Origin of the sequence: Stenotrophomonas maltophilia (assembly GCF_001676385.1) — a bacterium.
Taxonomy (GTDB): Bacteria; Pseudomonadota; Gammaproteobacteria; order Xanthomonadales; family Xanthomonadaceae; genus Stenotrophomonas; species Stenotrophomonas maltophilia_J.
Genome location: NZ_LYVJ01000002.1, coordinates 157,573 through 181,343, shown reverse-complemented (window position 1 = coordinate 181,343; position 23,771 = coordinate 157,573). Strand labels below are relative to the sequence as shown.

Genomic DNA, 23,771 nt, shown 5'->3' with positions numbered 1-23,771 from the left:
CTCAGCGCAGGGTGCCGCTGGCCGCAGTGCGCAGCGCGTGGGTGATGTGCTGCAGCGTGCTTGAGCGCACCGCGGCGTGCTGCCAGTACAACGGCACATCGAGCCAGCGGCGGGGCTCCAGTACCACCACCCGGCCGGCGCGCACGGCGGGCGCGACCAGGGTTTCCGGGGCCATGCCCCAGCCGAGTCCGCACGAAGCGGCTTCGACGAATCCGGTGGAGGAGGGCAGGTAGTGCAGCGGCGGCTGCAGGCGTGCGCGGGTCAGCCGCCGCACGAAGCGCCACTGCAGCTCATCCTTGCGGTTGAACACCAGCATCGGTGCGCCGGCCAGGGCCGCGGCCTGCATGCCTTCGCTGAAGTACTGGCGGGCGAAGCCCGGCGAGGCGATGGCGTGGTAGCGCATGGCGCCAAGCGGATGCACGTTGCAGCCCTTCACCGGTTGCCCTTCCGCAGTGACCGCGCCGAGCACGCTGCCATCGCGCAGCATCTGCAGGGTGTGGTCCTGGTCGTCCATGCGCAGGTCGAACAGGTAGCCATGGCGCCGGTGCAGGTCGGCAATGGCCGGCACGAACCAGGTATCGAGGGAGTCGTCGTTGACCGCCAGCGGGATCGGCGTTCGTCCGGCCTCGCGGCCGCGCTCGGGCAGCAGTTCGGCCAGTGCCTCGGCTTCAAGAGCCTGCATCGGCCGTACCCGGCGCAGCAGTGCCTGGCCGGCGGCGGTCGGGCGGCACGGCGCCTGGCGGACCAGCAGCACCTGGCCAAGCCGGTCCTCCAGTGCCTTGATCCGTTGCGACAGTGCCGACGGGCTGATCGACAGGCGGCGTGCGGCGGCCTCGAAGCTGCCTTCCTCCAGCACTGCGGCAAACGCGGCCAGTTGCGGATGTACCAGGTCCATGCAGGTGGCTCTTCAGATTTTCTGCACAGGATAAAGAAAAATCAGATTGTCTTAACGTGGCCGTTGGCCGCACCCTGCGCATCCGCTCGCTGCCTGGCCTGTCCTGATGTGGATTTCCGCTGCTGCCGCCGGCCTGATCGCAGGTGCCGGCCTGATCATCGCCATCGGAGCGCAGAACGCGTTCGTGCTGCGCCAGGGACTGCAGGGTCGCCATGTGGGAACGGTGGTGCTGGCCTGCGCCGGCGCGGACATCGTGCTGATCCTGGCCGGCGTGGGCGGCATGGGCGCGCTGGTGCTGCGCTGGCCGCTGCTGCTGCAGGTGCTGCGCTTCGGCGGTGCAGCGTTCCTGCTGTGGTATGGCCTGCAGGCCGGGCTGCGGGCCTGGCGCGGTGGCGGCGTCCTGGACCCGGTCACCTCGCGGACCGGGAGCCGACGGCAGGCGCTGCTGTCCTGCCTGGCCTTCACCCTGCTCAATCCGCATGTCTACCTGGATACGGTGGTCCTGCTCGGGAGCCTGTCCACGCGCTACCCGGGCGCTCTGCGCTGGGCCTTCGCCGCGGGGGCGTGCACGGCGAGCGTCGCCTGGTTCTGCACCCTGGGTTATGGCGCGCGCCTGCTGCAGCCGGTCTTCCGCAGGCCCGGCGCCTGGCGGGTGCTGGATACCAGCGTGGCGGTCTTCATGGTGGGCCTTGCCACGCTGCTGTTGCTGCGCCCGCTCTAGGCCGCGTCCACCGCGCACAACGGCACCTCGCCCGGGCGCAGGGTCAATACGCGCACGCCGCTGCGGGTGACCGCCACGGTGTGCTCGAACTGCGCCGACAACTTGCCGTCGCGGGTGTAGACCGGCCATTGGTCCGGTTGCTGGCGGATGGCCGGCTTGCCTTGGTTGAGCATCGGTTCGATGGTGAACACCATGCCTTCTTCCAGCACCATGCCGGTGTTGGGATGGCCGTAGTGCAGGATCTGTGGTTCCTCGTGCATTTCCTGGCCGATGCCATGGCCGCAGTATTCCTTCACCACGCTGTAGCCGTGGCTGCGCGCGTGGCGGGCGATGGCGTGGCCGATGTCGCCCAGGCGGGCGCCGGGGCGCACCGCGGCGATGCCTTTCCACATTGCCTGGTAGGTGGCCTGCACCAGCCTGCGCGCGGCGTAGTCGACCTCCCCGACCAGGTAGGTAGTGCTGGAGTCGGCGATGTAGCCGTTCTTTTCCAGGGTGATGTCGAGGTTGACGATCTGGCCGTTGCGCAGCACGTCGGTGGCGCTGGGCACGCCGTGGCAGATCACGTTGTCGATCGAGGTGTTGAGTACGTACGGGAAGCCGTACTGGCCCTTGCTGGCCGGCCGTGCCTGCAGCTCATCGACGATCATGCGCTCGACGAAGTCATTGAGCTCCATCGTGCTGCGGCCCTGCAGCGGCAGCCGATCGAGCGTGGCGAACACCTGCGCCAGCAGGCGCCCGGATTCGGCCATCCGCTCGATTTCGTCCGGCCGCTTGATCATCGCCATGTCAGGCCCGCCCGGGGGCCAGTGGCTGTGGCTGGACGCCGGCCGCGCGCAGTTCGCTGGCGACGATGTCCTGGAAGCTCAGCGCGGGGTTCATCTCGCACAGCATGCCGACCCGGATCCAGAAGTTGGCCTGGGCGTTGATCGAGCGGCTGGAAACGGTGCAGGCGCGGCGCAGCTGGTCGTGCAGGGTGTCATCGATGTTGACGATGCCCATGAGTGATCCTGGCATGGAGGAATATACGAATCATATATGCTTCGTATATGCCACTCAAGGACGCACGGTTCAGCTGGGCTGGCTGGCGAAGCGCAGGCGATTGCCGTCGGGGTCGCGAAGCAGCATCTCGCGGCTGCCCCATTCGGTGTCATGCGGGGGCTGCTCGATCGGCACGTCGGCAGCGCTGAAGGCGCGGTGCAGGGCATCGACATCCTCGACGATGAAGTACACCGCACCTCCGGCTTCGCAGTCGCCGCTGTGCTCGGTGAGGAAGATCGTCTGGCCGTCACGGGTGAGCTGGGCGAACAGCGGAAGGCCCGGTTCGAAGCGGTGTTCCCAGTCGACCACGAATCCCAACCCCTGCACGTAGAACGGCAGGGTGGTATCGGCATGGTGCATGCGCAGCTGCGGGATGACGGTCTGTGGCATGACGGGCGCTCCTCGGGCGGGAACCCAGTGTAGTGCCGGGGCGCTGTTGATCGGACCGGATGCAGCCGAGCGTGGGTTGGACTCTACGGGCCGGACCCACCGGGCGCGCTCAGCCAGCGCATCGCGCGCTTCGGCAGACCGGCACCGGCGTCGAGCCCAACGCGCCATCGCACGCGCACCGTAGCCTCGCTGCGCTGTTGCTTCATTCAGTCCTGCAGTCCAGGCGCGCCCTGCGCCAGTGGCACCCGCGATCCGTCCAGCAGGCCGCGACTGAGCGCCCCGTTGTCGATGAACAGCAGCTCGCCGTTCTCGCCATGCTTGATGCTGCTGTCGATGGCGATCACGCGGTCACCATGGAAGCTGCTGACGTGGGGCATGGAGGTATGGCCGACCACGATGCGCTTGAGCTGCAGGCGATCGAGCAGGGCCTGTACGCCCAGGCTGTCGAGGCGCCCATCGAAGTAGCCGCGGTACCAGATCGGGCTGGTCCTGCCGTCGTACAGCGCTGCGGTTGCCAAGTCCGCCTTTACATCGGCCTTGGGCCGGCCCAGCGATGCCTGGTAGGCCGCATTGGTGCGCGCCGGGTCCAGCGCAAGTTCCACCGCCTCCGGCGAGATGCCGCCGTGCAGGAACAGGGTGTCGCCGATCTTCAGCAGCACCGGGCGGGTGCGCAGCCACTGCCCGATCACCGAGTCGGCGCCATACAGCTGCGGATAGCTGCGGCCGAGCAGTTGGGCGCTGCGCAGGTACTTCGGATTGACGTAGCGCAGGTCGTCGTACAGCACCATGGTCTCGTGGTTGCCGAGCACGAAGTGCACCGCGCCGCCGGCGGCAGTGGCCTGCTGCTGCAGGCTGTACAGCAGCCAGAAGGCTTCGGTCACCTGCGGGCCGCGGTCGAACACATCGCCGGCGACGACCAGGGTGTCCTTGCCCAGTGCCCAGCGGTCCTGTGCGTCGATCACGTGGTGGGCGCGCAGCAGGCGCACCAGCAGCCCGTACTGGCCGTGGATGTCGGACAGCGCGACGATGCGCGGCACGGCCGGCAGCACGGAGATCGAGGGCGCATTGGGTGCGGCCACGTGCACGCTGTGTTCGTAGCCGCAGCGCGGCGCGATATCGGTGCCTGCAGCGCCCACGGCCACTGTGTGCGACTCGACCTTGTCGGCACAGATCCACTTGGCCTGCAGCTGGTCGCCTTGGCGGAACACATACGGGCCATCGGCCTGCACGTGCTCGACCGGCGCGGCAACCTCGCGGGCCTGCGTGGTGATGGCGGCGCAGGCCAGCACCGGCAGCAGCAGGGCGCCCAGCAGGGAAGAGTGACAGTGCAGCATCGGCGGCATCCAGCGGCGGAAACAGCAGATGCTAACCGCCACTGCCGGGCGGCGGTGTGCGTGAATGGGTAGGTCAGGCACCGCGCCCGTCCTCCTCCAGCTTGCGCACGCGGGTAGCGGCGGCCTGCAGAGGCTGGCCGTCGCGCCCGCGCGGCTGCATGTACGGCAACGGTCGTCGCGTGCTCGATTCGATCAGCTGCGAATGCGCTTCGCCCGGGCCGAAGCGATGGCGCTCACCCCATTGGCGCAACGCGACCAGCACCGGGAACAGCGCTTGGCCAGCAGCGGTCAGTACGTATTCCTGGTAGGCCGAGCCGTCGGAGGCGGGCTGCAGCTGCAGGATGTCGGCCTCGACCAGCCGGCGCAGCCGGTCGCTGAGGATGTTGCGCGCAGCGCCGAGGCTGCGCTGGAAATCGCCGAAACGGGTGATGCCGTCGAAGGCATCGCGGATGACCAGCAGGGCCCAGCGGTCCCCGAGCAGGTCGGCGCTGCGGGCGACGGGGCAGGGGCTGTCAGCGTGCATGGTGGCCTCCGGTCAATGTGGTTGCAGTTTAAAACCAATGAGATTAGCCTGCATCAAGTTTCAATTTGCAACCACAACATGAACGCCCCGCCGATCCGCCGTTCACTGCTGATCCTTCTCGCGTTTGCCGCCGGCGCCAGCGTCGCCAACGTCTACTACGCGCAGCCGCTGCTGGATCAGCTGGCGCAGGCGTTCACGCTGGAGCGGGCGGCAGCCGGGGCCGTGCTCGCCGCGACGCAGGCCGGCAGCGTGCTGGCACTGCTTGGCCTGCTGCCGCTGGCCGATCGTGGTGACCGGCGCCGCCTGCTTCGGCTGCAACTGATGGCGCTGGTGGTCGCGCTGCTGTGGCTGGCGGCCGCCCGGACAGCGGCCTGGCTGCTGTCCGGCATGCTGCTGGCCGGCCTGCTCGGAACGGCGCTGACCCAGGGGCTGATCGCGTATACGGCCGCATTGGCACCGCCCGGGCAGCGCGGCCGCGTGGTGGGGGTGGTGCAGGGCGGGGTGTTCATCGGGCTGCTGCTGGCCCGGGTGCTGTCCGGCACTGTGGCGGCCATTGCTGGCTGGCAGGCGGTCTATCTGCTGTCTGCAGCGGTGATGGCGGCCCTGTCCATGCTGCTGTGGCGACGCCTGCCGGCGGTACCGATACCCGCGGCGCCGCCGCGTTGGCGCGAACTGCTGGGCTCGATGCTGGGCATGCTGCGCGAGGATCGAACGCTGCGCGAGCGCGGACCGCTGGCATTGCTGCTGTTTGCCGGGCTCAATGTGTTCTGGGCCGCCGCTCCGTTGCCGCTGTCGGCACCGCCGTTGCGCTGGTCGACGGCGGCCATCGGTGCACTTGGCCTCGCCGGCGTGGTCGGTGCGTTGATGGCGGCGCGGGTCGGGCACTGGATGGACCGCGGTTTCGCCGATCGGGTCAGTCTTGGTGCATTGCTGCTGATGCTGGTCGCCTGGTGGCCGCTGCTGGGCCTGCCGCAGTCGCTGTCGTTGCTGCTGCTGGGGGTGATCGTGCTCGACCTCGGTGGGCAGGCACTGCATGTATCGAACCAGGCGTTGCTGCTGCGTGCACCGGGTGGGCAGCATGGACGCCTGGTGGCGTTGTACATGTTGTTCTATGCAGTGGGCAGCGGCGCCGGTGCGGCTGCGGGGCCCTGGGTGCAGGCCCGGCATGGCTGGCCGGCGGTGTGCCTGCTGGGCGCCGGCATCGCGTTGTTGGGCCTGTTGTGGTGGGCGGCGTGGTGGGTGGCACGTCGCATCCAAACCTAGCGGTGCACGCGTCCGGCGCTGCTGATCACCGTTGCGACGTGCGCCGCCCCGGCGCTTCCTGCAGTGCGTCGCTGGCCACCACCACGCGGTTGCGGCCGCTGCGCTTGGCCTCGTACATCGCGGCGTCGGCACGTGCCATCAGCCGCTCGTAGTCCGGATGGCCATCGTGGCCGGCCACGCCGATGCTGGCGGTCAGCGCCAGCACCTGGCCGCTTGCGAGTGCCACCGGCGTCTGCGCGATCTGCCTGCGCAGGCTCTCGGCGATCACCGTCGCCTGCGATTCGCTGGCGGCCACCAGCACCACCACGAATTCTTCGCCACCATAGCGGAACAGGTAGTCGCTGCCGCGCGTGAGCTGGCCGAGCAGGCCCGCCACATGCTGCAACGCGCGGTCGCCGGCATCGTGGCCGTGACCATCATTGATCGACTTGAAGTGATCCAGGTCCAACAGCAGCAACGAGAATGGAGTGCGGTTGCGGGTCGCCAGCTCGATCTCCCGGCGCAGCACCGTGGGCAGGAAGCGGCGGTTGAGCAGGTTGGTCAGTGCGTCGCTGCCGGCGTCGAGTTCGCCGATCCGCTCGAACAGCAAAGTCATCAGGGTGCGGATGGTGGCCAGGTCCTCGCGGATGGCGGGCAGCACTGCCAGGCGCTGCTCCGGGGCATCGCTGCCTGCGTGCCGCAGGTGGTCATCAATGCGGGCCATCAACTGGCCTACCTGCTGCGTTTCGCCGCTTTCACCGAAGCTGGGAATGCCCTTGTGGGTGAACCACAGTCCGAACTCGGAGGTGGCGAGGCTGGCGCTCTCGCCGGCCTGCACGTGGCCGGCCAGCGTGTAGAGCAGGGCATTCTCCCAGTCCAGCAGCAGTGCGCGCTGGCGCTCGCGCTCGGTGCTGACGTTCTGCACCAGCGAGAACAGCCGGTAGGCCGCGTCGGCGCGGGTGGAGCGTTCGCGCGCATGGGTGTAGGCCAGGGTCATGCCCTCCATGGCGATGTCCATGATCGCGCTGAGGCAGTCGATGGCGGCGAATGCGGTTGCACTGTCGGGAGCGTCGTTGCGCAGCCGTACGAACAGTTCGTGCTTGAGCACGCGCGCGCCGCGGGTGACCAGGTCGACCGGGATGCCGACCCGGGCATGTGCATCGCCGATCACCCGCTGCGAGGCGACGGCGGCGGCGATGCCACCGGCATCGGTGGTCAGCAGTTGCACCAGCCAGCGCTGCATGGCGGGCTGCAGGCGCTGCTTGACCTGTTCGTGGGACAGGAAGCGGCGTGCCCGTGCATCCTGCAACAGCACTTCATAGAAGCGCCGGGCCAGCGCCGGTGGTGCATCCGTGGCGACGGCGTGCAGCAGCGCAGTGGCGGCGGGGCCGGCCTGCAGCAGGCAGTGCTGCCAGGCCTCGGTCAGCGGCTGGCTGGCATCGTGTTTCCACGTCGATCTCTGACTGCGCACGACAAGCCACGGGTATCGGCCGCGGTGGCGTGCGGTTGATGGCGGGTGAGCCGGCCAGTTTAAGCGCGATGCAGGGTTGTCCGGCACGCAGGGCACATCACGACAGCTGTAGCAATGAGCGAACGCATTTGAGAATCACTTGCATTGATGTGAGAATATGCGCACGGATCGGGCCGCAGTCGACTGCGGCAACGCTCTGCCTCCCCTCGTCGTTGCCTCAAGCCCTTTGCCAGAGGCCCCGTTGCCCTGCCAGAAGGTCCAGATCATGTTTCCTGCCGTTGTCCTTTCGCCGCGCCCGCTGGCGCTCGCCGTTGCTGCCCTGATGGCGGGCAGCGCCCTGGCCGCCCACGCCGAGACCGACGCCACCGATATCGACACGGTGCACGTCACCGCCTCGCAGATCGCGCGCCAGGCCCTGGGTACCTCGACCATCACCGCCGAGGACATCGCCCGGCGCCCGCCGGCCAATGACATCGCCGAACTGCTGCGCACCATGCCGGGCGTCAACCTGACCGGCAACAGCGCCTCGGGCCAGTACGGCAACAACCGCCAGATCGACCTGCGCGGCATGGGACCGGAAAACACCCTGATCCTGGTCGACGGCAAGCGCGTCGGTGCGCGTGATGCGGTGCGCATGGGCCGCAGCGGCGAGCGCAACACGCGCGGCGACACCAACTGGGTGCCGGCGGAGATGATCGAACGCATCGAAGTGCTGCGCGGCCCTGCCGCGGCGCGCTATGGCTCGGGTGCCTCTGGTGGCGTGGTCAACATCATCACCAAGCGCCCGACCGGCGACCTGGCCGGTGCAGTGGACCTGTATGGACTGGTGCCCGAGCACAGCGCCGAAGGCGGCAGCGAGCGCGTCGGACTGCAGTTGAGCGGGCCGGTGACCGACACCGTGTCGTTCCGCCTGTACGGCAACCTCAACAGGACAGACGCCGACTCGCTGGACCTCAACCGCCAGTACGCCACCCACCCGAACGCAGTACCGCCGGCTGGCCGCGAGGGCGTCAAGAACCGCGACGTCAACGCGCTGCTGCGCTGGGACGTGACCGCCAACCAGGTGGTGGAGTTCGAAGCCGGCACCAGCCGCCAGGGCAACATCTACGCCGGTGACCGCGCGGTCAGCACCACCGGTACCTCGACCGGCGTTGACCTGGCGGCACTGGCCGAGGGCGAAGCGGAAACCAACCGCATGTACCGCAACAGCGGTGCGATCACCCATCGCGGCCGTTGGGGCGATGTCACCTCGCGGGTGACGGCTGCGGTGGAGGCGGTGAACAACTCGCGCATCAACGAAGGCCTGGCCGGTGGCCCGGAAGGCAGCTTCAACGGCACCGACTGGTCCACCTCGCGCCTGCGCAACTACCAGCTGGATGGCGAAGTGAGCTTCCCGGCGACGCTGGGCGGCGCCGAGAACATCTGGACGCTGGGCTTTGAATACCTGGACAGCCGCCTGACCGATCCCTACTCGATGAGCCAGTCCAGCAGCAGCGGTGGCGGCATCCCGGGCCTGTCGGCCGACCGCGCGCGGGGCAAGGCCGACGCGCAGACCACTGCCGTATTCGTGGAAGACAACATCTACCTCGGCGAGCGTTGGATCGTCACCCCGGGCCTGCGCTTCGACCACCACAGCCAGTTCGGCAACACCACCAGCCCCAGCCTCAATGCGCAGTTCCGCATCAACAGCGACTGGGTGGTGAAGGGCGGTGTCGCACGCGCGTTCAAGGCGCCCAACCTGTACCAGTCCAACCCGGACTACCTGTACTACACCCGAGGCAATGGTTGCCCGAACGCGCTGCCGAGCCTGGGCGCCGGCTGCTACATGCGGGGCAATGCGGACCTGAAGGCGGAAACCAGCCTGAACAAGGAGCTGGGCATCGAGTGGGCACCGCAGAGCGGCTGGCAGGCGTCGTTGACCTACTTCCACAACGACTACAAGGACAAGATCCAGGCCGGCTACACCCAGATCGGCCTGACCGCCGATAGCCGCGGCCGCATCTTCCGCTGGGAGAACGCTCCGAAGGCGATCGTGCAGGGACTTGAAGGCAACCTGGTGGTTCCGCTGCTGGGCGAGCAGGGCAGCCGCCTGAAGTGGAGCAACAACTTCACCTACATGGTGGAGAACGAGAACAAGACCACGCACCAGCCGCTGTCGGTGATTCCGAAGTACACGATCAACACCATGCTGGACTGGCAGGCCACCGACAAGCTGTCGCTGCTGCTGACCGGCACGTTCTACGGCAGGCAGGAACCGGCCACCGCCAACATCAACAACGATCCGCGCTGCACCGGCACCTGCGATCCGTCGATCGCACTGCAGGACCGTGGCGCCTACAGCATCTGGGGTGTGAGCGCGCGTTACAAGGTGACCGGGACGGTCAGCTTCGGCTTCGGCGTCAACAACCTGGCCGACAAGCGCCTGTTCCGCGAGGCCAACAGCAGCGATGCTGGCGCGGCGACCTACAACGAGCCGGGCCGCGCGTACTGGGCCAGCCTGCGATTCGGCTTCTGACCGCGCGCGGCGGCTGCTCCGCTGCGCTCATCCGGCCGGGCCTGGCGCTACCCGTCAGCGCTGGGCCATCCCGATGTCTTCGGTCGGCCTCGTCCAGCGATCCGCACGCGGGTAGCCCCGGGCCATGCCCGGCGGCTCCGGCACTGCACGCCTGCAATGTTATAAACACCGTAATAGTCTCCCCTGCTGGCACGGCGTAGCCTGCATCGCATCGCAAAGGAGCTGTTGCCATGGGCCACGACCACGATCACCTGCCATCCCAGATCCGGCACGAGAAACCCTTGTGGTGGGCACTCGGCCTGACCACTACCTTCCTCGTCGTCGAGGTGGTGGGTGCGTTCTGGACCAACAGCCTGGCGCTGTTGTCCGACGCGGCGCACATGGCCACCGACGCGCTGGCGCTGATGATCGCGCTGGTGGCGGTGCGGCTGAGCCGGCGCCCGCCGGACGCGCGCCGCACGTACGGCTATGCACGCCTGGAAGCGCTGGGCGCGATGATCAACGGCGCAATGCTGTTCGTGGTGGCGGCCTACATCCTGTGGGAGGCAATCGGCCGCTTCCGCCATCCGCAGGAGATCGCTTCCACGGGCATGCTGGTGATTGCCGCGGCAGGCCTGGTCATCAACCTGATCGCGATGCGCCTGCTGCAGGCGGGAAGTGGCGAGAGCCTCAATGTGAAGGGCGCCTACCTGGAAGTGTGGGCCGACATGCTCGGCTCGGTGGCGGTGATCGTGGGCGCGTTGCTGATCCAATGGACCGGCTGGAAGCCGATCGACCCGATCCTGGCCGTGCTGATCGGCCTGTGGGTACTGCCGCGCACCTACGTGCTGATGCGCGAAGCGATCAACGTGCTGCTCGAGGGCGTGCCCAAGGGCATGGACGTGGCCAGGGTGCGCGACAGCCTTTCCGGCCATGCTGCAGTGCTGGACGTGCATGACCTGCACGTGTGGGCGCTGGCCTCCAGCACCCCGGCGCTGACTGCGCACATCGTGATGCGCGACGGGACCGATGCCGATGCGCTGCGCCGTGAACTGGGCGGGCGCCTGCACGATGCCTTCGGCATCGAGCACGTGACGCTGCAGATCGAAGCGGACCATTGCGGCGAAGCCTGCGGCCAGCCGGCCAAGGGGCACGAACACGATGACCATGTCGGGCACGACCACGGAGAGGACGCCCAGGGCCATCGCGGCCACGTGCATCGCTGATCGGAAACATCAGCCGCGCCGGGTGAGGCGCGCGGCGGTTATTGGTCCCGCCGCGAGGCCAGCCGGTCGGCCAGCCGGGTCGGCTCCGGCAGCCGGTAACCGCGCAGCGTGCGCTGCACCCAGCCCAGCGCGGTATCGGCACTGACCCGATGGCCGCCGGCCACGAACAGCGGCTTGCAGCGCACCTTGCTCCGCAGCACCCAGCCGAGCTGCTCGTCGCCGTCCAGCAGTGGCGTGTGCGCGCCGGCCTCGGCACCCGGTTCGACGAACCGGCCGACCAGTTTCGACTTGGCCACACCGACGCTCGGCAGGTCGGTAACCACACCGAGATGCGCGGCCACGCCCAAGCGCCGTGGGTGGCTGATTCCGTGGCCATCGACGAACACCAGGTCCGGCGTGCGTGGCAGCAGCGCCAGCGCGGCCAGCAACGCCGGCAGCTCGCGGAAGCTGAGCAGGCCGGGGATGTAGGGCATCACCGTCGGGATGCGCGCGACGTCCTGCGCCACGGGCTGCAGCGTGCGCGCATCCAGCAGCACCGCCGCGGCGCGGGTGGTGGCGCCGTTGTCCTCGAAGCCGACATCCAGCCCGGCCAGCCAGCGCACGCTGCGTGGCAGGCGGTCCTGGCGCTCCACGCGGGCGGCCAGTTGCAGCTGCTGCGCGCGGGCGGCGGCGACGCTGCCTTCCCAGCGTCCGGGGTCGATCACCGTATTCATCGCACACAGCATCGCATGCACGGCGCCACGGCACGGTGAGTACAATGGCGGCCTGCCTTTCCTCGCGTTGGAGACCCTGCAGTGACCCGTAAACTCGTACTGTTGCGCCATGGCCAGAGCCAGTGGAACCTGGACAACCGCTTCACCGGCTGGGTCGATGTCGACCTGACCGAGCAGGGGCGCCGGGAAGCGGCCGCCGCCGGCCGCCTGATGCGCGAGGAAGGCCTGCAGTTCGACGTCGCCCATACTTCCGTGCTCAAGCGCGCCATCCACACCCTGCAGGGTGCACTGGCCGAGCTGGAGCAGGACTGGCTGCCGGTGAACAAGTCCTGGCGCCTCAACGAGCGCCACTATGGTGGCCTGCAGGGCCTGGACAAGGCCGAAACCGCTGCCAAGCACGGCGAAGAGCAGGTCAAGGTGTGGCGTCGTTCGTACGACATCCCGCCGCCGCCGATGGACCTGGAAGATCCGGGCCACCCGATCCATGACCGTCGCTACGCCGGGCTGGACCGCAACGCGCTGCCGGGTACCGAATCGCTGGCGACCACGCTGGATCGCGTGCTGCCGTACTGGCACGATGCCATCGCGCCGCAGCTGAAGGACGGCAAGACCGTGCTGGTCACCGCCCACGGCAACTCGCTGCGTGCGCTGTACAAGTACCTCAACAATGTTTCGCGCGAGGAAATCCTCGAGCTGAACATCCCGACCGGCATCCCGCTGCTGTTCGAACTGAACGACGACCTGACCGTGCAGTCGTTCCGCTACCTGGGCGACCCGGAAGCGGCACGCAAGGCCGCCGAAGCCGTGGCCAACCAGGGCAAGGCGAAATAGAGCAGAAGGCCGGCGCAAGCCGGCCTTCCTTTTGTAGGGCCGAGCCGATGCTCGGCTGGCGCTGTCGCGACCCAGCAGAGCCACCCCATGGGTGGCTGCATCTGCAGCTACGAAGGAGCCATCAGGCGCACCTTCGGCGGCTGCAATGCAGCAACGTCGATGACGTGTTCCTGGCATATCACCTGATAGTGCGTGAATGGCCCCGGGTAACGGGAATCAGCGAAGGTGGCACGTTCCAGATAATCAAGGAACTTCGAACGGCGGTAACGGCGGAACAGGTTGCCGCTCCAGGCTTCGGCGTCGTCCCAGCTCTGGTAGGACTCGTTGTGAACGGCGTAGCTGATGTAGTGGTCCCAGACCAGTTCAAACCGCTGCGAGTGGGGCACCACCTCTATCGCACGCACACCATCGATTGACCGTCCATGACCGAGCTCCACACGGGAGAGCTTTCCGACCCCCTGGCCTTCTTCGACGACCAGGCGCAGACGATTCGCTTCCGGCTCGCCAATGCCAGTCAGGAACAGAAACTCACAGGCGTCGATGGCCAGCAGCAGTGCAGGTTCGTCCATGGTCACGAGGTCCAGCGATCGCGGAGGCCAGAGCATACCGGTACGCGGCGGGAGCGGCCCCGTGGCTCGTGACCTTTGGCCGGTCCCTACGCCGAGTTTCCCCGGCTACCCTGTGAAATTACCCGCAGGAGAGCCTCATGAACGTCCGCAACCTGGTCCCGCTGGGCCTGACCATCGCCATCGCCGCCTCGCTGGCGGCCTGTGGCAAGCATGAAACCGCACCGGCGGCCAGCGCCGACGCCAAGCCGGCCTTCGACCTGTCGCAGATCAAGACGCCGCTGATCTCGCTCAACAGCGCCGACCTGGACCCGTCCATCTCCGCCTGTACCGACCTCAATGGCTTCGTCAACAGCAAGTGGCTGAAGGCCAACCCGGTGCCGGGCGACCAGACGACCTGGGGCAGCTTCGAAATCCTGCGCGAGCGCTCGCTGGAAGTGCAGCACGCGCTGGTGCAGCAGGCTGCGGCCAGCCAGGCCAAGGCCGGTTCGGTGGAAGCCAAGATCGGCGACATCTGGAAGACGGGCAACGACGAAGCGAAGATTGAAGCCGCCGGCCTGGCGCCGCTGCAGCCACAGCTTGACAAGATCACCGCGCTGAACGACACCGCCGCCATCACCCAGTACCTGCGCGACAGCCAGGCTGAGGGCAAGGGGGTGCTGTTCTCGCTGTTCGCCAATGCCGACTACAAGGATTCAGCCAACGTCATCGCCTACGTCGGCCAGGGCGGCCTGGGCCTGCCGGAGAAGGGCTACTACTTCGACGACGCGCAGGCCAGCATCCGCGACGCGTACGTGGCCTACATCGCGCAGGTGCTGACCCTGTCCGGCGTGGACGCAGCGCAGGCAGCCGAGCAGGCCAAGGCCGTGATGGCCTTTGAAACCCGCCTGGCCAAGGCCTCGATGTCGCGCATCGAAATGCGTGACCCGGCCAAGCGCTACAACCCGCTCAGCGCCACCGAGGCCGACAGGCTGACCCCGAACTTCAGCTGGACCGCGCTGTTCGACACCCTGAAGGTGCCGGCCGCGCAGAAGTTCTCGCTGTCCCAGCCGGGTTTCTTCACTGAAATGGACAAGATGCTGGCCGACGTGCCGGCCAGCACCTGGCAGGCCTACCTGCGCTTCCACACCATCGACGATGCTTCGCCGTACCTGAGCAGCCAGTTCGAGAAGGCCAACTTCGACTTCTACGGCACCACCCTGCGTGGCCAGAAGGAAATGCAGCCGCGCTGGAAGCGCGTGCTGGAGTCGGTCAACGGTGGCATGGGCGAAGCCCTGGGCCAGCTGTACGTCGACGCCGTGTTCCCGGCCGAGTCGAAGGTGGCCATGCAGCACCTGGTGGAGAACCTGTCGCAGGCATTGAAGGCGCGCCTGGAGCAGCTGCCGTGGATGGGCGAGGAAACGAAGAAGAAGGCACTGGAAAAGTGGGCCAGCTTCACCCCGAAGATCGGCTACCCGGACAAGTGGCGTGACTGGTCGGGCCTGCAGACCAACGGCGACAGCTACCTGGGCAACATGCAGGCAGCACGCGCGTTCAACTACCGCTACATGCTGGACAAGATCGGCAAGCCGGTGGACAAGACCGAGTGGGGCATGACCCCGCAGACCGTCAATGCCTACTACAACGCCACCAAGAACGAGATCGTGTTCCCGGCGGCGATCCTGCAGGCGCCGTTCTTCGACGCAAAGGCCGATCCGGCGCTGAACTACGGCGGCATCGGCGCGGTCATCGGCCACGAGATGATGCATGGCTACGACGACTCCGGCAGCCAGTTCGCCGCCAACGGCAACTTCGACAACTGGTGGACCGACGCCGACCGCAAGGCCTTCACCGAGCGCACTGACCAGCTGGTCGCGCAGTTCGATGGCTATGAAGCGGTGCCGGGCGTGAACGTGAAGGGCAAGTTGACCCTGGGCGAGAACATCGGCGACCTGGGGGGGCTGACCGTGGCCTATGACGCGCTGCAGATGGCGCTGAAGGAAGACCCGAAGGCGAATGTCGACGTCGATGGCCACAGCCAGGACCAGCGCTTCTTCATGAACTGGGCCACCGTGTGGCGCCGCAACTTCACCGATGGTGAGCTGCGCGTGCGCCTGAACACCGACCCGCATGCGCCGGCCAACTTCCGTGCCAACGGTGCGCCGTCGAACATGCCGTCGTTCGCCGCCGCCTTCCAGTGCAAGGCCGGTGACGCGATGGTGCGTGCCGACGACAAGCGCGTGGTGATCTGGTAATCGATCGCACGTGATGCGTGATGCGAAAGGCCCGGTGGACGCCGGGCCTTTCGTTTGCGCGGCCGGTAGCGCCAGGCCATGCCCGGCCGATCTCAGGCCAGTTCCGGTTCCCGCTCCAGCATGCGATGGAAGCGCTGCAGCACGTACGGATCCACCAGCCCACCGGCCTGCTCGTCGATGATCCGCAGTGCGGCCTCATGCTCCATCGCGTCGCGATACGGGCGCGCGCTGGTCATCGCATCGTAGGCATCGGCGATGGTGACGATGCGCGCGCCCAGCGGGATGGATTCGCCGCGCAGCCCGTCGGGATAGCCGCTGCCATCGAAGGCTTCGTGATGGGCGCGGATCAGCCGTGCCACGGGTACGGCGTCGCTGCGGCCGGTGGCCAGGAAGATGTGTTCGCCGCGCACTGGATGCTCGCGCATGATCGCGCGCTCTTCATCGGTATGCCGGCGCGGGGCCAGCAGCACGTCGTCGGGAATGCCGATCTTGCCGATGTCGTGGAAGCGCGCGGCCAGGCCGACCTGCGCACAGGCCTCCTGGCCGAGATCGCAGCGTGCGGCCAGCCGTTGCGCGAGCAGGCCGACGCGGTCGCAGTGGTGGCGGGTGTAGGCGTCGCGCATCTGCAGCGACATCGAGAGGGCATCGATCAGGCAGGCCTGCGCGTGCAGCAGGTCGGGGGTGGGTACGGCGTCAGGAAACATGGTCATCCGCCCGCACCGGGTGGGGACCGGTGCGGGGTGTTCGAGGGGCGATCAACCCGGGGCGAGGGTGGTCAGAAGGGCGCGGGCCGCGTTGAAGCGGTCTTCCGGCAACGGCAGCGGGTGCTTGATGCGCAGCTTGTCGGGCCCTTCCATGGCATACAGGTTCGGTTGCTTCTGGATCAGCTGGATCACCGCCATCGGGTCGATGTCCGGCTTCGATTCGAACACGATGCGGCCGCCGTTCTCGCCCAGGTCGAGCTTGCGGATGCCCAGCGCGTTGGCCTTCAGCTTCAGCTCGGCGATGGCGAACAGGTACTTGGCTGCATCCGGCAGCAGGCCGAAGCGGTCGATCATCTCCACCTGCAGCTCGCGCAGCGCATCGTTGTCACGCGCGCTGGAAATGCGCTTGTACAGGGTCAGGCGGGTGTGCACGTCCGGCAGGTAGTCTTCCGGAATCAGCGCCGGCACGTGCAACTCGACCTCGGCACCACGCACTTCCTCGCCGGCATCCAGGTCGGGCAGCTTGCCCTGCTTGATGCTGCGGACCGCGCGCTCCAGCAGTTCGGTGTACAGGCTGAAGCCGACCTCGGCCATCTGCCCGCTCTGGTCCTCGCCGAGCAGTTCACCGGCACCGCGGATTTCCAGATCGTGCGTGGCCAGGGTGAAGCCGGCGCCCAGCTCGTCCATCGAGGCGATCGCTTCCAGGCGCTTCTCGGCGTCGGGGGTGATCGCGCGGCGGTCGGGGGTGATCAGGTAGGCGTAGGCACGGTGGTGCGAACGGCCCACGCGGCCACGCAGCTGGTGCAGCTGGGCCAGGCCGAAACGGTCGGCACGGTTGATGATGATGGTGTTGGCGTTGGGAATGTCGATGCCCGACTCGATGATCGTGGTCGACAGCAGCACGTTGAAGCGCTGCTTCTGGAAATCCAGCATCACCTTTTCCAGCTCGCGCTCGGGCATCTGCCCGTGGGCGATGCCGATGCGCGCCTCCGGCACCAGCTCGGACAGCTCGCGCTGCATGCGGCCGATGCTCTCCACGTCGTTGTGCAGGAAGTACAGCTGGCCACCGCGGGCGAGCTCGCGCTGGAACGCTTCGCGCAGCAGCGCGTTGTCCCACTGGGTGATGAAGGTCTGCACCGCCAGCCGGTTCGGCGGCGGGGTGGCGATGATCGACAGGTCACGCAGGCCGGCCATGGCCATGTTGAGCGTGCGCGGGATCGGCGTGGCGGTCAGGGTCAGCAGGTGCACGTTGGCGCGCAGCGCCTTCAGCGCTTCCTTCTGGCGTACGCCGAAACGCTGTTCCTCGTCGACGATGACCATGCCCAGGTCCTTGAACTTCACGTCCGGCTGCAGCAGGCGGTGGGTACCGACGATCACGTCGATGGTGCCGGCGGCGACCTTCTCCAGTTCGGCCTTGATCTCTTTCGTGGTCTTGAAGCGCGACAGCACTTCGACCTTCAGCGGGTAATCGGCAAAGCGGTCACGGAAGTTGCGGTAATGCTGTTCGGCCAGCAGTGTCGTCGGTACCAGCACGGCCACCTGCTTGCCGGCACTGGCCGCGGCGAAGGCGGCACGCACGGCGACCTCGGTCTTGCCGAACCCGACGTCGCCGCAGACCACGCGGTCCATCGGCTGGCTGCTGGCCAGGTCGCGCAGGGTCGCATCGATCGCGGCCAGCTGGTCCGGGGTCTCTTCGAACGGGAAACCCGCGGCGAACGGCTCGTACATCGCGCGGTCCACCTGCAGGGCCAGGCCGGCACGCGCCTGGCGACGGGCCTGGATTTCCAGCAGCTCGGCGGCGACGTCGCGCACCTTTTCCGCAGCCTTGCGCTTGGCCTTGCTCCACTGTTCGCCACCGAGCGAATGCAGCGGCGCGGTTTCCGCCGAAGCACCCGAGTAGCGGCTGATCAGGTGCAATTGGGCAACCGGCACATACAGGCGGTCGCCCTTGGCATATTCGATTTCGAGGAACTCGCCGGGCATGCCGCCGACGTCCATCGCGATCAGGCCACGATAGCGGCCGACGCCATGATCCTCGTGCACGATCGGCGCGCCCTCGGTCAGTTCACCGAGGTCGCGGATGATCGCTTCCGGCTCGCGGCCGGCACGGCGCGTGCGGCGGGTGCTGCCGGCGCGCTCGGGGAACAGCTGGCGCTCGGTCAGCACCGCGATGCGCGGATCGTCCAGCGCGAAACCATCCTCCAGCGGCGCCACCGCGATCGCGAAGCGCGCATCGCTGGCGAGGAAGCTGGGCAGGTCCGCCACCACCGGCGGCTTCAGTTCGGCGGCCTGCAGCACTTCCAGCAGCGCCTCGCGGCGGCCGGGCGAATCGGCGGCGATCAGCACCCGGCCCGGATAATGGCCGAGGAAGGATTTCAGCGCGTCCCCGGCCGGCGCTTCGCGTGCGGCCACCGGCAGTGGCGGCAGCGGCTGGTCGCCCAGTGCGTGCGCGTCGGAGATGCGCGCATGGTCGGCCGCCCATACTTCGATGCGCGGTGCATCGTTCAGGCGCTCGCGCAGCAGTTCCGGTGACAGGTACAGCGCCGACGGCGGCAGCAGCGGGCGCTCCACGTCGTGGCGGCGCTGCTCATAGCGGTCACCGGCCTGCGCCCAGAACGCTTCGGCGGCTTCGCCGGCGCCGGCGCAGACCACCGGCAGGCTGCCGCCGGGCAGGTAGTCGAACAGCGTCGCGGTGCGCTCGAAGAACAGCGGCAGGTAGTATTCGACGCCAGCCGGGGCCAATCCGGACTTCAGGTCCTGGTACAGCGCGCTGCGCCGGGTGTCGACGTCGAAGCGCTCGCGCAGCGCGGCCAGCACGCGGGCAATGCTGGCGTCGTCCATTGGAACTTCACGGCCCGGCAGCATGTGCACGGCCTCGACCCTGTCCAGCGAGCGCTGGCTTTCCGGATCGAAGGCGCGGATCGAGTCGATGTCCTCGTCCAGCAGCTCTACCCGCAGCGGCTCGTCGGCGCCCATCGGGAACACGTCGAGCAGGCCGCCGCGCACGGCGAAGTCACCCGGGTCCATCACCTGCGGCACGTTGCGGTAGCCCGCGCTTTCCAGACGACGCTTCTCGGCTTCCAGGTCCAGCCGCTGGCCGACCTTCAGGTCGAAGCTGCCACCGATCACATAGCTGCGCGGAGCCAGCTGCTGCAGCAGGGTCTGCACCGGCACGATGACCAGGCCGCGCTTCAGCGCGGGCAGGCGGTGCAGGGCGGCCAGGCGCTGCGAGATGATGTCCGGATGCGGGCTGAAGCGGTCGTAGGGCAGGGTTTCCCAGTCGGGGAAGGCGACCACCGGCAGCGCCGGGTCGCCGCCGAGCAGGGTCTGCAGGTCGGCTTCAAGCTGGTTGGCACCGTGGTTGTCACGCGCGATCACCAGCAGGGGCGCATCGTGCGTGCGCGCGGCCTGGGCCAGGTACCAGGCCAGGGCGGTCGGCGATGCGGGGGCGCGCCACCAGGCGCGGAGCTGGCCGGCGCGCGGCAGCGGCGGGGCGGGATATGAGGTACGCGACATGGACTGCGGATTTTAGCAGAAGCCCGCTCTACGCCCGTCAGGTAGTGCCGGCCGCTGGCCGGCAGCCTCATGCACCGTTGGGGTATCGGAATGCCGGCCAGCGGCCGGCACTACTGGAATGCGTCGCCGGGCAAGGCCCGGCACGACCGTCAGTTGTCCAGCTCCAGCACCATCCGCACCAGGCCTTCGGTCCCGGCAGGGTGGGGGACCGGCTTGAAGCCGAGCGAGGCGGCCAGCTGTTTCATCGGCTCGTTCTCGGCGGCAACGTCGCCATACAGGCGATCCAGGTACTTGCCGCGGCCCCACTTCACCAGCTTGCGCATCAGCTGCCGGCCCAGGCCCTGGCCGATCAGGAAGCGGCTGATCAGGATCGCGTACTCCGCTTCGCGGGTACCGGGGATGATCGAGGCCCGGGCGACCGCGCCGACCACCGCTTCGCCGGCAGGCAGTGATTCGGCTGCGACCAGGGTGATCTCGGTCTTGGGATTGGGGTGGGTCAGGCGTTGGGTGGTTTCCGTCGAGAGCTCGGTCACCGCCTGCAGGAAACGATCACGGATTTCTTCCGGCCCGAACAGGCTGAACGCCGCTTGCAGTGGCGCGCCATCTTCCGGGCGGATGGGGCGGATCAGCAGCTCGTGGCCGCTGGGAGCCTTGAAGATCTCATGCCAGGGCGGCATGCGGTTGCGAGTGGCCATACCGGGTGATTCCTTGGTGGTCCATCGATTGTGGCATCACCGGGGCTGCGTTCCGTGAACGAAAGGCTCACGGCCGTACAGCCTCGTGAAGGCCGTCATTCGGGAGCCTTGAGCCAATCCAGGCGGGTGCTGGCACCGGGCTCGCCCAGGTGCTGGCGCAGGGCCGGCAGGGCCGGGCCGACCACCCGGTCGAACTGCCAGGGCGGGTTGAGCAGCAGCATGCCGCTGCCGTTGAGGCGCAGCGGTGAGTCGTCCGGGCGCACCAGGAACTCGATCGTCATCGCCGACTTCACCGGCAAGGCGGTGGCCTTGCGCAGGAAGTGCAGGATGGTGCGGCGCTGCTTGATCGGGAACCAGACCGCGCAGGTCGCCTGCGGCCACCGCGCCAGGGTTTCGGCCAGCGCGGCCAGGATGCGCTGGTACTCGGCATCCTGGGCCTCGTACGGCGGGTCGATCAGCACCAGGCCGCGGCCGATCTTGCTGCCGTTGAACTTCGGTGGCAGCAGCGAGCGCAGCAGCGCGTAGCCGTCGCCCGGATGCACGCCGACGCGGCCATCATGCGCGAACAGCGCCTTCAGGGCAGCCGCCTCGCCTTCCTGCAGTTCGCACACCGCCATGCGGTCCTGCGCGCGCATCGCCTGCGCGCTCAGCAGCGGCGAGCCCGGGTAGTTGGTCAGTGCGCCGACCGGGTTATCGGCCTGCACTGCCTTCAGGTAACGCTCGACCACCTCCGGCAGCCTGGGCTGGGCCATCAGCCGCATGATTCCGGATTCGGCCTCCAGTGTCTTGCGGCTCTCTTCGCTGGCCAGCAGGTAGCGGCCGGCACCCCCGTGGGTGTCGAGCACGAAGAACGGGCTGTCCTTGCGCTTGAAGCTGTCGATCAGGGCCAGCTGCACGATGTGCTTGAGCACATCGGCGTGGTTGCCGGCATGGAAGGCGTGGCGATAGTTCATGGGCGGCAGTGTACGGGGCGGCGGCCGCAGCGGCTATGCTGCGCGCCATGACTGCTACCGTTGCCCATGTCCTGGTGGTCGAGGACGAAGCTGCCATCGCCGAAACCGTGCTCTATGCACTGCGCAGGGAAGGCTATGCCGCCAGCCACTGCCTGCTTGGCGGCGAGGCCCTGCTGCGGCTGCAGGCCGGGGATATCGACGTGGTGATCCTGGACGTGGGCCTGCCCGACCTGGGCGGATTCGAGGTCTGCCGCCGCCTCCGCGCGCAACCCGGGCCGGCAGCCCAGTTGCCGGTGATCTTCCTGACTGCTCGCAACGAGGAAGTGGACCGGGTGCTCGGGCTGGAACTGGGGGCCGATGACTACGTGACCAAGCCGTTCTCTCCCCGCGAGCTGGTGGCCCGGGTGCGGGCGCGCCTGCGCCGTGCGGCGCCGGTCGTGGCAGCGGCCGGCCCGGACGCCGGTTGGCAGCACCACGGCGCCTTCGCCATCGACCGCGATGGTCGTCGCATCCGCTTCCGTGGCCAGGCGCTGGACCTGACCCGCTACGAGTACGCGCTGCTGGAGGCCCTGCTGCAGCGGCCGGGGGCCATCCTCAGTCGTGCGCAGCTGATGGACCGGGGCTGGGACAGCAGTGCCGACAGTGCCGACCGCACCGTCGATACCCATGTAAAGACCCTGCGCGCCAAGCTGCGTGCGGCCGGGGCCAGCGACGACCCGATCCGTACCCACCGTGGCCTTGGCTACGCGCTGGAGGTCTAGCCGATGCGCCTGGTACTGAAGCTGTTCCTCGGCTTCTTCCTGATCACCGGCATCGCCGCGTTCTTCGTGATGCGCGTGTTCGTCAACGAGGTGAAGCCCGGTGTGCGCCAGGCGATGGAATCGACGCTGGTCGATGCCGCCAACGTGCTGGCCGAGATGGCGGCTGCTGACGTCAAGGACGGCACCATCGGCAGCGGCAGCTTCACCCGCAATCTGGCCAAGGCGCGGCAGCGCGACCTGAAGGCGATGGTCTGGCGTTTTCCCAAGCGCTCGCTCGACTACCGGGTGACCATCACCGATGCCAAGGGCATCGTCATCTACGACTCGCTGGGCCGCGACCTGGGGCGTGACAATTCGCGCTGGAACGATGTCTACCGCACGCTGCGCGGCGAGTATGGCGCCCGCTCCAGCCCGGAAGTGCCGGGTGAAGAAGGCGATACGGTGATGCATGTGGCAGCCCCGGTCTACGACCCGGCCGATGGCCGCACCCTGATCGGCGTGCTCAGCCTGGCCCAGCCCAACCGCAGCATCGATCCATTCATTGCCGCCAGCCAGCGCGCCATCATCGAGCGCGGCGCCTGGCTGATCGGACTGTCGGCGCTGGTCGGCGTGCTGGTGACGATGTGGCTGACCACCGGCCTCGGCCAGCTCAGCCGCTATGCACGCGCGGTGACTGCCGGCGAACCGGTGCCACCGCCCCGGCGGCGCCGCGATGAGATCGGCGACCTGGGCCAGGCACTGGAGACCATGCGCCGCAAGCTGGAAGGCAAGGCCTACGTCGAGCAGTACGTGCAGTCACTGACGCATGAGATGAAAAGCCCGCTGGCGGCGATCCGCGGTGCCGCCGAGCTGCTGCAGGAACCGCTCCCCGACGCCGATCGCATGCATTTCGCACGCAGCATCGTCGACCAGCAGGAGCGGCTGACCGAGACCATCGACAAGTTGCTGGCGCTGGCCGAAGTGGAACAGCACGGCTGGCTGCAGACCCGCGATCCGATCGCGCTGCCGGCGCTGCTGGCGGATGCGGCGGCGGCCGCGCAGGTGCGCGCGCAGGCGGCCGGCGTGCGGGTGCGGATGGGGGACGTGCCCGACCTGCGGGTGCAGGGGGATGCCTACCTGCTGCGGCAGGCGTTGCACAACCTGATCGACAACGCGATTGCGTTCTCGCCGGCCGGTGCGGACATCGCGCTGCAGGCCGAAGTGGACGGGCAGGGCGTGCGCCTGCAGGTGGCCGACCGGGGTGCCGGTGTTCCTGATTATGCGCGTGAACGGGTGTTCGAGCGTTTCTATTCGCTGGCCCGCCCCGGCAGTGGACGGCGCAGTTCAGGCCTGGGCCTGCCGTTCGTGCGGGAGGTCGCCCGGCTGCACGACGGCCGTGCCAGCGTTGACGCCCGCGACGGTGGCGGCACCGTCGCCAGCCTGTGGCTGCCCCTGGCGATGCCGGGCCAGCGCTCGCGTCGTTGA

At 68.1% G+C, this 23,771-nt stretch carries 21 protein-coding genes; 8 read left to right on the top strand and 13 right to left on the bottom strand.

The features are described from left to right. Position 1: 1 nt before the first annotated feature. A complete protein-coding gene (locus tag A9K58_RS03145; RefSeq protein ID WP_065197947.1) occupies positions 2–895 on the bottom strand; it encodes a LysR family transcriptional regulator ArgP in 894 nt (297 codons plus the stop codon). 106 nt (positions 896–1,001) lie between these two features. Here A9K58_RS03145 and A9K58_RS03140 point away from each other — a divergent pair, with 106 nt between their 5' ends. After that, a complete protein-coding gene (locus tag A9K58_RS03140; protein ID WP_065197946.1) occupies positions 1,002–1,616 on the top strand; it encodes a LysE/ArgO family amino acid transporter in 615 nt (204 codons plus the stop codon). On the opposite strand, the gene map is transcribed toward A9K58_RS03140, so the two are convergent. From map to A9K58_RS03115, 5 genes are all read right to left on the bottom strand, one after another. Continuing rightward, entirely contained in the window at positions 1,613–2,395 is a 783-nt protein-coding gene (map, locus tag A9K58_RS03135; RefSeq protein ID WP_065198139.1) for a type I methionyl aminopeptidase, read from the bottom strand. The two genes, A9K58_RS03140 and map, sit on opposite strands and share 4 nt — an antisense overlap. A 7-nt stretch (positions 2,396–2,402) precedes the next feature. Further along, positions 2,403–2,615 carry a ParD-like family protein gene (locus tag A9K58_RS03130; protein WP_065197945.1) on the bottom strand — a complete coding sequence of 71 codons (213 nt, stop codon included), beginning with the start codon at positions 2,613–2,615 and terminating at the stop codon, positions 2,403–2,405. 69 nt (positions 2,616–2,684) lie between these two features. Continuing rightward, positions 2,685–3,044 carry a bleomycin resistance protein gene (locus A9K58_RS03125; protein WP_065197944.1) on the bottom strand — a complete coding sequence of 120 codons (360 nt, stop codon included), beginning with the start codon at positions 3,042–3,044 and terminating at the stop codon, positions 2,685–2,687. A gap of 206 nt (positions 3,045–3,250) precedes the next feature. Then, entirely contained in the window at positions 3,251–4,378 is a 1,128-nt protein-coding gene (locus A9K58_RS03120; protein ID WP_065197943.1) for a metallophosphoesterase, read from the bottom strand. A gap of 73 nt (positions 4,379–4,451) precedes the next feature. Then, positions 4,452–4,901, bottom strand: a complete 450-nt coding sequence (locus A9K58_RS03115) for a winged helix-turn-helix transcriptional regulator (protein WP_065197942.1) — start codon at positions 4,899–4,901, stop codon at positions 4,452–4,454. 78 nt (positions 4,902–4,979) lie between these two features. Between A9K58_RS03115 and A9K58_RS03110 the strand changes: the two genes are divergently transcribed. After that, positions 4,980–6,164 carry an MFS transporter gene (locus A9K58_RS03110; protein ID WP_065197941.1) on the top strand — a complete coding sequence of 395 codons (1,185 nt, stop codon included), beginning with the start codon at positions 4,980–4,982 and terminating at the stop codon, positions 6,162–6,164. A 25-nt stretch (positions 6,165–6,189) separates the two neighbouring features. On the opposite strand, the gene A9K58_RS03105 is transcribed toward A9K58_RS03110, so the two are convergent. Then, complete coding sequence (locus tag A9K58_RS03105; protein ID WP_231109241.1) at positions 6,190–7,614, bottom strand: GGDEF domain-containing protein; 1,425 nt, start codon at positions 7,612–7,614, stop codon at positions 6,190–6,192. A 265-nt stretch (positions 7,615–7,879) separates the two neighbouring features. Here A9K58_RS03105 and A9K58_RS03100 point away from each other — a divergent pair, with 265 nt between their 5' ends. Together A9K58_RS03100 and A9K58_RS03095 are read left to right on the top strand one after the other, a co-directional pair. Then, positions 7,880–10,129, top strand: coding sequence for a TonB-dependent siderophore receptor (locus tag A9K58_RS03100; RefSeq protein WP_065198137.1), 2,250 nt, complete (start codon positions 7,880–7,882; stop codon positions 10,127–10,129). A 230-nt stretch (positions 10,130–10,359) separates the two neighbouring features. Next, the gene (locus tag A9K58_RS03095; protein WP_065196514.1) at positions 10,360–11,334 is read left to right on the top strand and encodes a cation diffusion facilitator family transporter; all 975 of its coding nucleotides are present in this window, start codon (positions 10,360–10,362) and stop codon (positions 11,332–11,334) included. Between the two features lie 38 nt (positions 11,335–11,372). Here A9K58_RS03095 and nfi read toward each other — a convergent pair whose 3' ends face one another. After that, positions 11,373–12,047 (bottom strand): deoxyribonuclease V, encoded by a 675-nt coding sequence (gene nfi / locus A9K58_RS03090; protein WP_065198136.1) that lies wholly within the window; start codon positions 12,045–12,047, stop codon positions 11,373–11,375. An 81-nt stretch (positions 12,048–12,128) separates the two neighbouring features. On the opposite strand from nfi, the gene gpmA reads away from it, so the two are divergent. Next, positions 12,129–12,878, top strand: coding sequence for a 2,3-diphosphoglycerate-dependent phosphoglycerate mutase (gene gpmA / locus A9K58_RS03085; RefSeq protein WP_014036448.1), 750 nt, complete (start codon positions 12,129–12,131; stop codon positions 12,876–12,878). A gap of 107 nt (positions 12,879–12,985) precedes the next feature. Here the strand turns inward: gpmA and A9K58_RS03080 are convergent, their stop codons facing one another. Then, entirely contained in the window at positions 12,986–13,447 is a 462-nt protein-coding gene (locus A9K58_RS03080) for a hypothetical protein (protein ID WP_065197940.1), read from the bottom strand. A 137-nt stretch (positions 13,448–13,584) separates the two neighbouring features. On the opposite strand from A9K58_RS03080, the gene A9K58_RS03075 reads away from it, so the two are divergent. Further along, entirely contained in the window at positions 13,585–15,678 is a 2,094-nt protein-coding gene (locus A9K58_RS03075) for a M13 family metallopeptidase (protein ID WP_065197939.1), read from the top strand. 92 nt (positions 15,679–15,770) lie between these two features. Here the strand turns inward: A9K58_RS03075 and A9K58_RS03070 are convergent, their stop codons facing one another. From A9K58_RS03070 to A9K58_RS03055, 4 genes are all read right to left on the bottom strand, one after another. Continuing rightward, positions 15,771–16,388, bottom strand: coding sequence for an HD-GYP domain-containing protein (locus A9K58_RS03070; RefSeq protein WP_065197938.1), 618 nt, complete (start codon positions 16,386–16,388; stop codon positions 15,771–15,773). Between the two features lie 45 nt (positions 16,389–16,433). Continuing rightward, positions 16,434–19,898: a transcription-repair coupling factor gene (mfd, locus tag A9K58_RS03065; protein ID WP_065197937.1), complete on the bottom strand. Its 3,465-nt coding sequence runs from the start codon at positions 19,896–19,898 to the stop codon at positions 16,434–16,436. Positions 19,899–20,047: 149 nt separating this feature from the next. Beyond that, entirely contained in the window at positions 20,048–20,593 is a 546-nt protein-coding gene (locus A9K58_RS03060) for a GNAT family N-acetyltransferase (protein ID WP_065197936.1), read from the bottom strand. A gap of 95 nt (positions 20,594–20,688) precedes the next feature. After that, positions 20,689–21,546: a 23S rRNA (adenine(2030)-N(6))-methyltransferase RlmJ gene (locus tag A9K58_RS03055; protein WP_065197935.1), complete on the bottom strand. Its 858-nt coding sequence runs from the start codon at positions 21,544–21,546 to the stop codon at positions 20,689–20,691. A 35-nt stretch (positions 21,547–21,581) separates the two neighbouring features. Between A9K58_RS03055 and creB the strand changes: the two genes are divergently transcribed. Both creB and creC read left to right on the top strand, forming a co-directional pair. Further along, complete coding sequence (gene creB, locus A9K58_RS03050) at positions 21,582–22,307, top strand: two-component system response regulator CreB (protein ID WP_081283958.1); 726 nt, start codon at positions 21,582–21,584, stop codon at positions 22,305–22,307. 3 nt (positions 22,308–22,310) lie between these two features. Next, positions 22,311–23,771 carry a two-component system sensor histidine kinase CreC gene (gene creC / locus A9K58_RS03045; protein WP_065197934.1) on the top strand — a complete coding sequence of 487 codons (1,461 nt, stop codon included), beginning with the start codon at positions 22,311–22,313 and terminating at the stop codon, positions 23,769–23,771.

Excerpts from the sequence above, each read along its gene's own strand:
- nfi (WP_065198136.1), bottom strand. The coding sequence starts at position 12,047 with ATGAATACGGTGATCGACCCCGGACGCTGGGAAGGCAGCGTCGCCGCC.
- A9K58_RS03145 (WP_065197947.1), bottom strand. The coding sequence starts at position 895 with ATGGACCTGGTACATCCGCAACTGGCCGCGTTTGCCGCAGTGCTGGAG.
- A9K58_RS03070 (WP_065197938.1), bottom strand. The coding sequence starts at position 16,388 with ATGACCATGTTTCCTGACGCCGTACCCACCCCCGACCTGCTGCACGCG.
- A9K58_RS03110 (WP_065197941.1), top strand. The coding sequence starts at position 4,980 with ATGAACGCCCCGCCGATCCGCCGTTCACTGCTGATCCTTCTCGCGTTT.
- mfd (WP_065197937.1), bottom strand. The coding sequence starts at position 19,898 with ATGTCGCGTACCTCATATCCCGCCCCGCCGCTGCCGCGCGCCGGCCAG.
- A9K58_RS03125 (WP_065197944.1), bottom strand. The coding sequence starts at position 3,044 with ATGCCACAGACCGTCATCCCGCAGCTGCGCATGCACCATGCCGATACC.
- creB (WP_081283958.1), top strand. The coding sequence starts at position 21,582 with ATGCTGCGCGCCATGACTGCTACCGTTGCCCATGTCCTGGTGGTCGAG.
- A9K58_RS03080 (WP_065197940.1), bottom strand. The coding sequence starts at position 13,447 with ATGGACGAACCTGCACTGCTGCTGGCCATCGACGCCTGTGAGTTTCTG.
- A9K58_RS03095 (WP_065196514.1), top strand. The coding sequence starts at position 10,360 with ATGGGCCACGACCACGATCACCTGCCATCCCAGATCCGGCACGAGAAA.
- A9K58_RS03060 (WP_065197936.1), bottom strand. The coding sequence starts at position 20,593 with ATGGCCACTCGCAACCGCATGCCGCCCTGGCATGAGATCTTCAAGGCT.
- A9K58_RS03140 (WP_065197946.1), top strand. The coding sequence starts at position 1,002 with ATGTGGATTTCCGCTGCTGCCGCCGGCCTGATCGCAGGTGCCGGCCTG.
- map (WP_065198139.1), bottom strand. The coding sequence starts at position 2,395 with ATGATCAAGCGGCCGGACGAAATCGAGCGGATGGCCGAATCCGGGCGC.
- A9K58_RS03120 (WP_065197943.1), bottom strand. The coding sequence starts at position 4,378 with ATGCTGCACTGTCACTCTTCCCTGCTGGGCGCCCTGCTGCTGCCGGTG.
- A9K58_RS03115 (WP_065197942.1), bottom strand. The coding sequence starts at position 4,901 with ATGCACGCTGACAGCCCCTGCCCCGTCGCCCGCAGCGCCGACCTGCTC.
- A9K58_RS03075 (WP_065197939.1), top strand. The coding sequence starts at position 13,585 with ATGAACGTCCGCAACCTGGTCCCGCTGGGCCTGACCATCGCCATCGCC.
- A9K58_RS03130 (WP_065197945.1), bottom strand. The coding sequence starts at position 2,615 with ATGGGCATCGTCAACATCGATGACACCCTGCACGACCAGCTGCGCCGC.
- A9K58_RS03100 (WP_065198137.1), top strand. The coding sequence starts at position 7,880 with ATGTTTCCTGCCGTTGTCCTTTCGCCGCGCCCGCTGGCGCTCGCCGTT.
- creC (WP_065197934.1), top strand. The coding sequence starts at position 22,311 with ATGCGCCTGGTACTGAAGCTGTTCCTCGGCTTCTTCCTGATCACCGGC.
- A9K58_RS03055 (WP_065197935.1), bottom strand. The coding sequence starts at position 21,546 with ATGAACTATCGCCACGCCTTCCATGCCGGCAACCACGCCGATGTGCTC.